A 12232-nucleotide genomic window follows, 5' to 3' on the forward strand; every position below is an offset into this window, starting at 1 on the left:
CTCCGGATGAATATGATGATCTCATATCAGGAACTTGTTCGCACCTTCCCTAACAAGAAAAATCTCCCGCACCGCCATCACCATGGCGCTGGTTATCCTCGCGTTCATCGCTATTTTTCGCGCCTGGGTCTATTACACCGAATCACCGTGGACGCGTGACGCGCGTTTTAGCGCCGATGTCGTGGCGATCGCCCCCGACGTGGCCGGTCTTATCACGGCGGTTAACGTCCACGATAACCAGCTGGTGAAGAAAGACCAGGTGCTGTTCACCATTGACCAGCCGCGTTACCAGAAAGCACTGGAAGAAGCGGAAGCGGATGTCGCCTATTACCAGGCGCTGGCTGCGGAGAAACGCCGCGAGGCGGGCCGCCGTAACCAGCTGGGGGTTCAGGCGATGTCCCGGGAAGAGATCGATCAGTCTAACAACGTGCTGCAAACCGTGCTGCATCAACTGGCAAAGGCGCAGGCGACGCGCGACCTGGCGAAGCTCGATCTGGAGCGTACCGTGATCCGCGCACCTGCCGATGGCTGGGTCACCAACCTGAATGTCTATGCCGGGGAGTTTATCACCCGCGGTTCAACCGCCGTGGCGCTGGTGAAACAAAACTCATTCTATGTGCTTGCTTATATGGAAGAGACCAAACTGGAAGGCGTTCGTCCGGGCTACCGCGCAGAGATCACGCCGCTTGGCAGCAACCGCGTCTTTAAAGGTACCGTAGATAGCGTTGCGGCTGGCGTCACCAACTCCAGCAGCTCCAATGATGCGAAAGGGATGGCGACGGTTGATTCCAACCTAGAATGGGTGCGCCTGGCCCAGCGTGTGCCGGTACGTATTCATCTGGACGAACAGCAGGGCAACCTGTGGCCTGCGGGCACAACCGCGACGGTGGTAATCACCGGTGAGAAAGACCGGGACGCCAGCCAGGACTCTATTTTCCGTAAAATCGCCCATCGTCTGCGCGAGTTTGGTTAATCGCTATGGGGATCTTTACTATCGCCAGCCAGCACATTCGCTTCGCCGTGAAGCTGGCGAGTGCCATTGTGCTGGCGCTGTTTGTCGGCTTTCACTTCCAGCTGGAAACCCCCCGCTGGGCGGTGTTAACGGCGGCGATTGTCGCGGCTGGCCCGGCATTCGCGGCAGGTGGGGAGCCTTATTCCGGGGCGATCCGCTATCGCGGGATGCTGCGTATCATCGGGACGTTTATCGGCTGTATCGCCGCGCTCACCATTATCATTTTGATGATCCGCACGCCACTGTTAATGGTGTTGGTGTGCTGTATCTGGGCGGGCTTCTGCACCTGGCTCTCCTCTCTGGTGAAGGTCGAAAACTCTTACGCCTGGGGGCTGGCGGGTTATACCGCACTGATTATTGTCATCACCATTCAAACCGAACCGCTGCTCGCGCCGCAGTTTGCCGTAGAACGCTGCAGTGAGATCGTGATTGGTATCGTCTGCGCAATTGTTGCTGACCTGCTTTTCTCCCCTCGCTCCATCAAACAGGAGGTGGATCGCGAACTGGATGCGCTGATCGTCTCCCAGTATCAGCTGATGCAGCTCTGCATCAAGCACGGTGACAGCGAAGAGGTGGACAAAGCCTGGAGTGGACTGGTTCGCCGCACGCAGGCGCTGGAAGGGATGCGCAGTAACCTTAATATGGAGTCCTCGCGCTGGGCGCGCGCCAACCGTCGTCTTAAAGCGATCAATACCGTCTCCTTAACGCTGATTACCCAGGCGTGCGAAACCTACCTTATTCAGAACACCCGCCCGGAATCGGTTACCGATACCTTCCGCGAACTGTTTGCTGAGCCGGTGGAAACGGTGCAGGACGTACATAAGCAGCTCAAACGCATGCGGCGGGTCATTGCCTGGACCGGAGAGCGCGACACACCGGTGACCATTTATACGTGGGTTGGCGCCGCGACGCGCTACCTGCTGCTGAAACGGGGCGTGATCGGCAATACGAAAATCAGCGCGGCGGAAGAGGAAGTCCTGCAGGGTGAAGTGGTGATCAAGGCGGAGTCGGCCGAGCGCCACCACGCGATGGTCAACTTCTGGCGTACCACGCTTGCCTGTATGCTCGGCACGCTGTTCTGGCTGTGGACTGGCTGGACCTCCGGCAGCGGCGCGATGGTCATGATTGCCGTCGTCACGGCGCTGGCAATGCGTCTGCCCAACCCGCGTATGGTCGCTATCGATTTCCTGTACGGCACGATTGCCGCGTTACCGCTTGGCGCGCTCTATTTCCTGGTGATCCTCCCGTCCACGCAGCAGAGCATGTTGCTGCTCTGTATCAGTCTCGCGGTGATGGCATTCTTTATCGGGATAGAAGTGCAGAAGCGCCGTCTGGGATCGCTCGGTGCCCTCGCCAGTACTATTAACATTCTGGTGCTGGATAACCCCATGACGTTCCATTTCAGCCAGTTCCTCGACAGTGCCCTGGGTCAGCTGGTGGGCTGTTTCCTGGCGATGATGGTGATTCTGCTGGTGCGCGACAATTCGCAGGCGCGAACAGGTCGCGTGCTGTTGAACCAGTTCGTTTCGGCGGCGGTCTCCTCCATGACCACCAACACTGCGCGTCGTAAAGAGAACCATCTGCCTGCGCTCTATCAGCAGCTGTTTTTACTGTTGAATAAGTTCCCTGGCGACATTGCCCGCTTTCGTCTGGCGTTAACCATGATCATTGCGCATCAGCGTCTGCGTAACGCACCGGTGCCCATCAACGACGATCTGTCGGCATTCCACCGCCAGTTGCGCCGTACCGCGGACCATGTGCTTTCCGCCTCCAGTGATGACAAACGACGCCGTTACTTTAAGCAGTTGCTGGAAGAGCTGGATGTCTACCAGGAGAAGCTCAGGGTCTGGGAAGCACCTCCTCAGGTGACAGAGCCGGTAGCGCGGCTGGTGTTTATGCTGCACCGCTACCAGAATGTCCTGACGGATAACTGACTGAAGTAAAAAACCGACGCTAAAAGCGTCGGTTTTTTTGTGGCTATACTTATTTCTGCAGGCTCTTACATTAAGAAAGGGAGGACACATGACTACCCAGGCGCTTCAGGACCACATTCTTTTTCAGACCGGTTATCTGGTTAACGGCATATGGAAAACGCTGGACACGACGTTTGATGTGTTGAACCCGGCCACCGGTGATGTTATCGCCAAAGTGGCGAAAGCCGGTAAAGCAGAAACCGAAGAGGCGATTGCCGCCGCCGCGAAAGCCTTCCCGGCCTGGCGGGCCAAAACCGCGAAAGAGCGCTCGACCATTCTCTATCGCTGGTATGAACTGATTATTGAGAATAAAAGCTGGCTTGGTCGGTTAATGACCACCGAACAGGGCAAACCCCTGAAAGAAGCTGAAGGCGAGGTGGAGTACGCCGCCAGTTTTATTCAGTGGTTTGCCGAAGAGGCCAAGCGCGCTAACGGTGAAATTATTCCGCCGATCAAACCGGGCTCCCGCATTCTGGCTACCCGTGAGCCTGTGGGAGTGGTGGCGGCAATTACGCCGTGGAACTTCCCGATGGCGATGCTCACCCGTAAGCTTGGTCCGGCGCTGGCCGCGGGGTGTACCGGGGTCATCAAACCGGCAAACAACACCCCGCTCAGCGCGTTTGCGCTGCTCACGCTGGCGAAACAGGCCGGTGTGCCGGATGGCGTCCTCAACGCCGTGGCCGGTGATACGCATGAGATCAGCGACGCGATTATGGCGAGTCACGAGGTGCGGAAAATCTCGTTTACCGGCTCCACTTCCGTCGGCAAAACGCTGGTGCGTAACGCCGCGGACACCATGAAAAAAGTTTCGATGGAGCTGGGGGGGAATGCCCCGTATATCGTGTTTGAAGATGCGGACATCGATGCTGCCGTCAAAGGGGCAATCGCCAACAAATTCCGTAATGCCGGACAGGTCTGCGTCAGCGTTAACCGCTTCTATATTCAGGAAACCGTCTACGACAAGTTTGTGAACAAACTGGCCGATGCGGTGAACGCGCTGAAGGTGGGAAATGGTCTGGAAGACGGTGTGGTCGTAGGCCCGCTGATTGAACCCTCCGCGGTGAACAAAGTGCACGAGCATGTGGAAGACGCTGTTGCCCGGGGGGCGACTGTCCTGGCGGGCGGTAAACCACATCCGCTTGGTGGCAATTTCTGGATGCCCACCGTGCTGGGCGACTGTCATGAAGGCATGAAACTGGCGGAAGAAGAGACGTTTGGTCCCGTTGCCGCCTGCTTCCGTTTCACTTCTGAAGATGAAGTCATCCAGCGCGCCAACAACACGCCTTATGGTCTGGCGGCTTACTTTTATACTCAGAATCTGTCGCGCGTTTTCCGCGTCTCGCAGGCAATCGAAAGCGGGATGATTGGGATTAATGAGTGCGCCGTTTCCACGGAGCTTGGACCTTTTGGTGGGGTAAAAGAGTCTGGCCTGGGTCGAGAAGGGTCCGTGCTGGGGCTGGAAGAGTATCTGGAAGTCAAAACCCTGCATATCGGGGGATTATAATAGACAGGGCGGCATCTGCCGCTCGCCTGGACTGGGTGGCTGGCAATGAAAACCTATACCTTTGATTTTGACGAGATCGACAGTCAGGAAGACTTCTATCGTGAATTTATCCGGGCGTTTGATCTGGAACGGGAAAGCGTCACGAATCTGGATATGCTGTGGGATGTGGTGACCGGCAGTCAGCTGCCGTTACCGCTGGAAATAGAGTTTATTCATCTGCCCGATAAGCTGCGCAGACGATTTGGGGCGCTGATTTTATTGTTTGATGAAGCAGAAGAAGAGCTGGAAGGGCAGTTGCGTTTCAACGCGCGCCATTGATTACGCGAAAAAAAGCCCCTGACCAGCGAGGCCAGGGGCAAGTCGTATGATGAGATACGACGAGGGTTTATTTATACAGTTCTGCCGTAGCGTGCCAGTGGTCACCCTGATTCAGTTCGGTGACGCGGTAGCTGCTTGCGCCTGCTTTTTCAGCTTTTGCAGCCAGCTCCTGACGGATATCCATCGGAGAGCCGGTGACGGACGTTACGGAAACACTACCCATAGACTGCAGATTTTGCGCCTGCTCGGTATTCACCTGCTGGACGGCTGCGCTTGCGCCGAAAGAGAGAACCGATGCCAGACCGAGGGTTGCAATGATTAATTTGGTTTTCATAGTCTTTGCTCCTGAAGAGGTTTTTGCTCAACGGCGAGAAGGGTTGAACTGCTATTTTTATGCCTGGTGCCGTTGAGTGGAGATAGTCGTCTTCTGTTATTACTAAAACTTATTTATACAGCTCAGCGGTAGCGTGCCAGTGGTCACCGGAACGCGCTTCAATGATGCGATAGGATGATGCACCTTGTTCTTCCGCTTTTTTGTTCAGCATCTCATGCATGTCCATTGGAGACGTGCCGATTGCGCCGACAGAAACCGTACCGATAGCCTCACGGGATTGCGCCTGATCGGCATTAATGGAATCTGCTGCGAAAGCACCGAATGACAGGACAGACAGGACGCTCAGCGCCGCTACAGTTGTTTTGATTTTCATGATTTTTACCTCGTCGAATTTTTTAGTGGGGTCTTTGTTTCGTGACCCTCATCACAAAATCAAGTATACATTAATAACGGTAAAAATTAATACCAGACTAATTGTTTCATGGGTAATTACGTGTTAAACAGCGCAATTTTTATAACCTAATGGCATAATGTTGGTTGTTTTCTGTTCACCTTGGCGTGTTATATCTAAGCAAATCATATGGATAAATGATTTTGATATTTTGTGCGATTCTTTGATTTATCATTCACTGGCTGAATGTTAATGAGTGGTAAAAAGCACTATTTGTTAAATTGAGGACAGGAGAAAACAGGGGAAAACGCAGCGGAGGCAGAATGAACCCCGTAGCGACGCTACGGGGAGAGAGGATTACAGCTCCTGTTCGAACAGAACCAGGATCGCCTCGTGGAGATCTTTCACCGAAAAGCCGTTGGCTGGCGTGGTAAAGATGGTGTCATCACCGGCGATGGTACCGAGAATCCCTTCCGTTTTACCCAGAGAGTCCAGCATGCGGGCAATCAGCTGTGCGGCGCCAGGGCTTGTGTGGATCACCACAACGGCATCGTTGTGGTCGATATCCAGAACCAGGTTCTTCAGCGGGCTGGAGGTTGTCGGCACGCCAAGTTCAGCTGGCAGGCAATAGACCATCTCCATTTTGGCGTTACGGGTACGCACCGCGCCAAATTTGGTCAACATACGGGAGACTTTCGACTGGTTGATATTGTCGAAGCCTTGTTCCTGCAGCGCCTGAACAATTTCTCCCTGAGAACTGAATTTCTCTTCTTTGAGTAGCGCTTTAAACGCCTTTACTAATTCTTCTTGCTTAGACGAGCTTCGCATAAGTCACCCGGAATATGACGATAGAAACAACATTATTATGCATGTGGATGAATTTTTATGCAAATTATCTACCAGGCAGTAGCCTGAAATAATGTTATGAAAGGGAGTGATATTATCAGATTTCGTTATCGGAAAACATGCCTGGGTCACGCCACGCAAATAAGCTTAAAAGTAAATTAAATGTTATCAAAATGATGTTGTTTTGGTGGCGTGGCAGGGTGTATTGTAACCACCTCTTAATTCGTTGCCGTCTGTTGTCAGAGAGTCTTCTGGGAAGAGAGAAAGTCGCGTGACCTCAAATTCTTTAGCTACGAAAATTGTAATTAATTACCTGCTGAATTAAGGTCGCCGCAACGGATTTACAGATACTTAAGTTAACCATAATAAGGAGTTTAGGATGAAAGTCGCAGTCCTCGGCGCTGCTGGTGGTATCGGCCAGGCGCTTGCCCTACTACTGAAAACCCAACTGCCTTCAGGCTCAGAACTCTCCCTGTACGACATTGCTCCGGTAACCCCAGGTGTGGCGGTTGACCTGAGCCACATCCCGACCGCTGTTAACATCAAAGGCTTCTCCGGCGAAGACGCACGTCCTGCGCTGCAGGGTGCTGACGTTGTGCTGATCTCCGCCGGTGTGGCGCGTAAGCCTGGTATGGATCGTTCCGACCTGTTCAACGTCAACGCAGGCATCGTGAAAAACCTGGTGCAGCAGATCGCTGAAGTATGTCCGAAAGCGTGCATCGGTATCATCACTAACCCGGTGAACACCACGGTCGCTATTGCGGCAGAAGTGCTGAAGAAAGCAGGCGTTTACGACAAGAACAAACTGTTCGGTGTGACCACGCTGGATATCATCCGTTCTAACACCTTCGTGGCTGAGCTGAAAGGCAAGCAGCCTACGGAAGTTGAAGTGCCGGTCATCGGTGGTCACTCTGGTGTGACAATTCTGCCTCTGCTCTCGCAGATCCCTGGCGTGAGCTTCACCGAGCAGGAAGTGGCTGACCTGACCAAACGTATCCAGAACGCAGGCACCGAAGTGGTGGAAGCGAAGGCGGGTGGCGGTTCTGCAACGCTGTCTATGGGCCAGGCGGCTGCACGTTTCGGTCTGTCACTGGTTCGCGCGCTGCAGGGCGAGAAGGGCGTGGTTGAATGCGCTTATGTTGAAGGCGATGGCGAACACGCGCGCTTCTTCTCCCAGCCGCTGCTGCTCGGTAAAAATGGTATCGAAGAGCGTAAGCCAATTGGCACGCTGAGCGCGTTTGAACAAAACGCGATGGAAGGCATGCTGGACACGCTGAAGAAAGATATCACGCTGGGCGAAGAGTTCGTTAACAAGTGATCTTGTCCCGGTAAAAAAAACGGAGCGCTACGCTCCGTTTTTTTATGCCCGTCAGTTGGTGGCCGGGTATTCCTGAATGGTCACATGCAGCGTCAGTTTCTTATCGTTGCGCATGACTTCAACCGGGATGATGGAACCCGGGCGAATTTCTGCCACCTGGTCCATCGTCTCAAGCGCAGAGACCGCCGGTGTGCCGTTGACCGACAGAATGACATCATTAACCTGAATGCCCGCATTGGCAGCCGGTCCGCCAGGTGCCACTTCGTTAACCACAATCCCCTGAATCTGATCGATCCCGCCACCCTGCGTATGCATAGGGGCAATTTCGCGACCACCAATCCCGATGTAACCGCGGATCACTCGACCGTCCCGGATCAGCTTGTCCATAATTTTGGTTGCCAGCTGGAACGGAATGGCAAAGCCGATCCCTTCCGGCGTCTCGCCATCGTTGCTTTTATCGAAGGAGAGGGTGTTGATACCCATAAGCTCGCCCAGCGAGTTGACCAGCGCGCCGCCGGAGTTCCCGTGGTTGATGGAGGCATCGGTTTGCAGGAAGTTCTGCCGTCCCGATGGGTTCAGACCGATGCGACCCGTGGCGCTGATGATCCCCTGGGTGATGGTCTGCCCCAGGTTGTATGGGTTACCGATAGCCAGAACCACATCGCCAATGTGCGGAGTGCGTTTTCGGTTGATCGGAATCACGGGCAGCCCGCCGGTGGCGTTGATTTTCAGCACGGCCAGATCGGTCAGGCTGTCAGAGCCGACAAGTAAGGCCTCAAACACGCGGCCATCCTGAAGTGCGACGATGATCTGGTCAGCATCGTTGATCACGTGCTTGTTGGTAATGATGTATCCGCGATCGTCCATAATCACGCCGGAGCCGAGGGTACGGATCTCCAGCTGGTTATGGGCTGAACTGTTAAGACCACGGTTGTAGACGTTCACCACTGCGGGTGCGGCACGGCGAACGGCCTGATTATAGGTGGCAGGCGTTTCATCCGCGCTGTCAAACTGGGGAGCCGACAGCTTGTTGAACTGGCGTAAAGACGGCATGGCCGCTAACAGCAGGCCCGCAACAATCAAACCGATGGCAATGGAACGAAAGAGCTTTAAAAGCATGATGCGCGTGTCGTTAAAAAAGGAACGGTTTGCAGCATAACATGAGTTATCCCGGACATCACACGCGGCGGTGATACCCGGGATAGCAAATGCTTAGCGCAACAGAATATAGATAGATTCGTTGCCGCGCATAATTTGCAGGGCAATGACCGTTGGTTTACTTTCCAGCACCTTGCGCAGCTCAGCGATAGACTGCACGCGGGTGCGATTCACGCCGATGATCACATCATCCTGATGCAATCCCGCCTGCGCGGCAGGGCTGCTCTTCTCTACGGTATCGATGCTGATGCCTTTGGTGCCGTCTTTAAGCTGCCCGTCGCTGAGGGTCGCGCCCTGCAGTGCAGGGGCGATAAGCTCCGCACTGGCGGAGGAAGAGGTGCTCTTGTCCAGCGTCACTTCCACATTCAGCGGTTTGCCGTCACGAATCAGGCCCAGCTTCACTTTGGCGCCCGGTTCGGTGGTGGCGATACGTGAGCGCAGTTCTGCAAAGCTGCTCAGCGGCTTATCATTCAGGCTGACGATCACATCACCTGATTTAATGCCCGCTTTTGCCGAGCCGGAATTGGGCAGCACTTCACTGACGAACGCACCGCGCTGCACGTTGATGTTGAACGCTTTTGCGATATCGGCGCTCATCTCCATCCCTTTGATGCCCAACAGGCCGCGTTTGACTTCACCAAACTGGATAAGCTGCTGTGCCAGCGTTTTGGCCATATTGCTGGGAATGGCAAACCCGATCCCGATACTGCCGCCACCTGGCGCGAGGATTGCTGTGTTAATACCAATCAGCTCGCCGTTAAGGTTCAGCAGCGCCCCGCCGGAGTTCCCGCGGTTAATGGAGGCATCGGTCTGGATAAAGTTTTCCAGGCCTTCAAGATTCAGGCCGCTGCGCCCCAGCGCGGAAATGATCCCGGAGGTCGCCGTTTGTCCTAAACCAAAGGGGTTGCCCACGGCAACAGCAAAGTCGCCGACGCGCAGTTTGTCGGAGTCCGCGATGGCAATCTGGGTCAGATTACTTGGGTTTTGCACCTGCAACAGCGCGATGTCGCTCTGGTCATCGCCGCCGATCAGTTTGGCATCAAATTCCCGACCATCATTCAGCTGCACGCTGATTTTATCGGCCTGGCTGATAACGTGGTTGTTGGTCAGAATATAGCCTTTGGCCGCATCAATGATGACGCCTGAGCCCAGCCCTTCAAAAGGCTGAGCCTGCTGGTCGGGCGACTCATCGCCAAAATATTTTTTCAGTTCTTCAGGTACGCGCTGGCTTTGCACGGCAGTGCCTTCTACCTGCAAGCTGACTACTGCAGGCAACACTTTTTCCAGCATGGGTGCGAGGCTCGGAATCGCCGTCTGGCCCGGCACCTGCGAGGGAAGGGCGGCAAAGGCAGGGAAGGACGCCGAGAGAGATAACCCGACACTTAACGCTAACGCGCTCAACAGCTGGTTCTTTTTCTTCATCGATGCTGACTCTCGTAACCTGGAGTAAAGGAAAAAACGGGCCCAAAAACACGTTGATGTTATTGAATTTTAAACCGCTGAACAATGAGGTGTTTAACTAAATAATAGCTGGGGTCAGGAAGAAAGGACGGGCGCAATCGCTGCGCCCGTAAAATAATTTCAGGTTGTGTGATTAATCGCGCTTAACACCGCCGCGCAGCAGGCCGGACGCGCCATCAGAATAGTCGCGAGGCATCTGAACAGGGGCCTGATCGTTACCGGCCTCAGAGTCTGCCAGACGGTTGCGGAACGGGTTGGTTTCCGCGGTCATTTCCGGCAGCAGGCTGCTGGAGCTTTTTGCCATGTGCTGATACAGCTGGCGGTAGTCGGTCGCCATATTGTCCAGCAGCTCAGCGCTACGGGCAAAGTGGCTGACCAGCTCTTCGCGGTACTCTTCCAGCTCGGCTTTGTTCTTTTCCAGTTCGTATTGCAGTGACTGCTGCTGACGCAATTTGCGATTACCGAAACGCATGGCCACAGCACCGATCACGATGCCGACGACTAAACCGATTAGCGCATATTCCCAGGTCATGAACTTCTCCCGTTGTCTTGTTGTTCCGTAGGGTGTTGGCTCGGCTCCTGCCTGTGCCTGATATTGCCACTATAACCGCTATTTCTGCAGAAGTGGAATCCTGACGTATCATCGCGTAGTGTAGAACGGCCTTTTTTTCATCAGTCACGCCTGCTGATGAGGTTTAATTGAAGGAATAACAACAAGATTATGCAAAACCTGTCCCCCGCATCGCGATATCAACTGGCCCTGGACGAGGGCTCACATCAGCCGGATGACGTTCAACGTGAAGCGGTTAACCGTCTGGATACCCTTTTCCATGAGCTTACGGCAAAACCTGCTGAAGCAGGGCAGAGCGGTGGGCTGAAGGCGGCATTGAGCCGGCTGCTCGGAAAAAAAGAGCCACAGGCTAACGCTCCGGCACGCGGTTTATATATGTGGGGCGGTGTCGGTCGCGGGAAAACCTGGTTGATGGATCTGTTTTATCAGAGCCTGCCGGGTGAGCGTAAACAACGCCTGCACTTCCACCGCTTTATGCTGCGAGTACATGAAGAGTTAACGGCGCTGCAGGGCAAAAGCGATCCGCTGGAGATTGTGGCTGACAGGTTTAAAGCTGAAACGGACGTCCTCTGTTTCGATGAGTTTTTTGTTTCGGATATCACCGATGCCATGCTGTTGGGCGGCCTGATGAAAGCGCTGTTTGCCCGCGGCATCACGCTCGTCGCCACCTCGAATATTCCGCCGGATGAGCTGTATCGTAACGGCCTCCAGCGGGCGCGTTTCCTGCCTGCCATTGATGCCATCAAACAGCATTGTGACATTATGAATGTTGATGCGGGCGTGGATTACCGTTTGCGCACGCTGACTCAGGCGCACCTGTGGCTCTCACCGCTGAATGCCGAGACCACCCGCCAGATGGATAAACTGTGGCTGGCGCTGGCGGGGGCAAAGCGCGAAAACGCCCCGACGCTGGAGATTAACCATCGTCCGTTGCCTACGCTCGGTATTGAAAACCAAACGCTGGCGGTCTCTTTTGCGACGCTGTGCGTGGATGCCCGCAGTCAGCACGACTACATCGCTCTTTCGCGCCTGTTCCACACGGTGATGCTGCTGGATGTACCCGTCATGACACGGCTGATGGAAAGCGAAGCGCGACGCTTCATTGCGCTGGTGGACGAGTTTTACGAACGCCACGTCAAGCTGGTGGTGAGCGCCGAGGTGCCTTTATATGAGGTGTATCAGGGGGAACGTTTGAAGTTTGAGTTCCAGCGCTGCCTGTCGCGCCTGCAGGAGATGCAGAGCGAGGAGTATCTGAAGCTGGAGCATATGCCTTAAATGCTACCCTCTCCCCTTGGGCTGAGGGTTCCCCAGAAAAATGAAAAGCACGATGAAGTGTGATCTACTGG

General features: G+C 54.6%; 12 protein-coding genes. 6 read left to right on the top strand and 6 right to left on the bottom strand.

Features of this window, described 5'->3' with window-relative positions; translation table 11 throughout:
* The first annotated feature begins 34 nt into the window (after positions 1–34).
* The 4 genes from aaeA (at position 35) to HX884_RS22785 (ending at position 4807) form a co-directional block, all read left to right on the top strand.
* On the top strand, positions 35–973 hold the full coding sequence (aaeA, locus tag HX884_RS22770; protein ID WP_256737185.1) for a p-hydroxybenzoic acid efflux pump subunit AaeA: 939 nt from the start codon (positions 35–37) through the stop codon (positions 971–973).
* A gap of 5 nt (positions 974–978) precedes the next feature.
* Complete coding sequence (gene aaeB / locus HX884_RS22775; protein WP_013098977.1) at positions 979–2946, top strand: p-hydroxybenzoic acid efflux pump subunit AaeB; 1968 nt, start codon at positions 979–981, stop codon at positions 2944–2946.
* 88 nt (positions 2947–3034) lie between these two features.
* The gene (locus tag HX884_RS22780) at positions 3035–4489 is read left to right on the top strand and encodes an NAD-dependent succinate-semialdehyde dehydrogenase (RefSeq protein ID WP_178328833.1); all 1455 of its coding nucleotides are present in this window, start codon (positions 3035–3037) and stop codon (positions 4487–4489) included.
* Positions 4490–4534: 45 nt separating this feature from the next.
* Positions 4535–4807 carry a barstar family protein gene (locus HX884_RS22785; RefSeq protein ID WP_013098975.1) on the top strand — a complete coding sequence of 91 codons (273 nt, stop codon included), beginning with the start codon at positions 4535–4537 and terminating at the stop codon, positions 4805–4807.
* Positions 4808–4874: 67 nt separating this feature from the next.
* Here the strand turns inward: HX884_RS22785 and yhcN (HX884_RS22790) are convergent, their stop codons facing one another.
* The 3 genes from yhcN (HX884_RS22790) to argR all read right to left on the bottom strand — a co-directional run bounded on the left by yhcN (HX884_RS22790) (position 4875) and on the right by argR (position 6360).
* The gene (gene yhcN, locus HX884_RS22790; RefSeq protein ID WP_013098974.1) at positions 4875–5141 is read right to left on the bottom strand and encodes a peroxide/acid stress response protein YhcN; all 267 of its coding nucleotides are present in this window, start codon (positions 5139–5141) and stop codon (positions 4875–4877) included.
* Between the two features lie 109 nt (positions 5142–5250).
* Positions 5251–5514 carry a peroxide/acid stress response protein YhcN gene (gene yhcN / locus HX884_RS22795; protein ID WP_013098973.1) on the bottom strand — a complete coding sequence of 88 codons (264 nt, stop codon included), beginning with the start codon at positions 5512–5514 and terminating at the stop codon, positions 5251–5253.
* 375 nt (positions 5515–5889) lie between these two features.
* Positions 5890–6360 carry a transcriptional regulator ArgR gene (gene argR / locus HX884_RS22800; RefSeq protein WP_013098972.1) on the bottom strand — a complete coding sequence of 157 codons (471 nt, stop codon included), beginning with the start codon at positions 6358–6360 and terminating at the stop codon, positions 5890–5892.
* 397 nt (positions 6361–6757) lie between these two features.
* On the opposite strand from argR, the gene mdh reads away from it, so the two are divergent.
* Positions 6758–7696 carry a malate dehydrogenase gene (gene mdh / locus HX884_RS22805; RefSeq protein WP_020687375.1) on the top strand — a complete coding sequence of 313 codons (939 nt, stop codon included), beginning with the start codon at positions 6758–6760 and terminating at the stop codon, positions 7694–7696.
* Between the two features lie 51 nt (positions 7697–7747).
* On the opposite strand, the gene degS is transcribed toward mdh, so the two are convergent.
* From degS to zapG, 3 genes are all read right to left on the bottom strand, one after another.
* Positions 7748–8815, bottom strand: a complete 1068-nt coding sequence (gene degS, locus HX884_RS22810; protein ID WP_013098970.1) for an outer membrane-stress sensor serine endopeptidase DegS — start codon at positions 8813–8815, stop codon at positions 7748–7750.
* A 93-nt stretch (positions 8816–8908) separates the two neighbouring features.
* Positions 8909–10276: a serine endoprotease DegQ gene (degQ, locus tag HX884_RS22815; protein ID WP_178328834.1), complete on the bottom strand. Its 1368-nt coding sequence runs from the start codon at positions 10274–10276 to the stop codon at positions 8909–8911.
* A 172-nt stretch (positions 10277–10448) separates the two neighbouring features.
* Positions 10449–10847, bottom strand: a complete 399-nt coding sequence (zapG, locus tag HX884_RS22820; protein WP_008502832.1) for a Z-ring associated protein ZapG — start codon at positions 10845–10847, stop codon at positions 10449–10451.
* A gap of 189 nt (positions 10848–11036) precedes the next feature.
* Here zapG and zapE point away from each other — a divergent pair, with 189 nt between their 5' ends.
* Positions 11037–12161: a cell division protein ZapE gene (zapE, locus tag HX884_RS22825; RefSeq protein ID WP_178328835.1), complete on the top strand. Its 1125-nt coding sequence runs from the start codon at positions 11037–11039 to the stop codon at positions 12159–12161.
* Positions 12162–12232 lie beyond the last annotated feature (71 nt).

Origin of the sequence: Enterobacter sp. SECR19-1250, assembly GCF_013391025.1 — a bacterium.
Taxonomy (GTDB): Bacteria; Pseudomonadota; Gammaproteobacteria; order Enterobacterales; family Enterobacteriaceae; genus Enterobacter; species Enterobacter cloacae.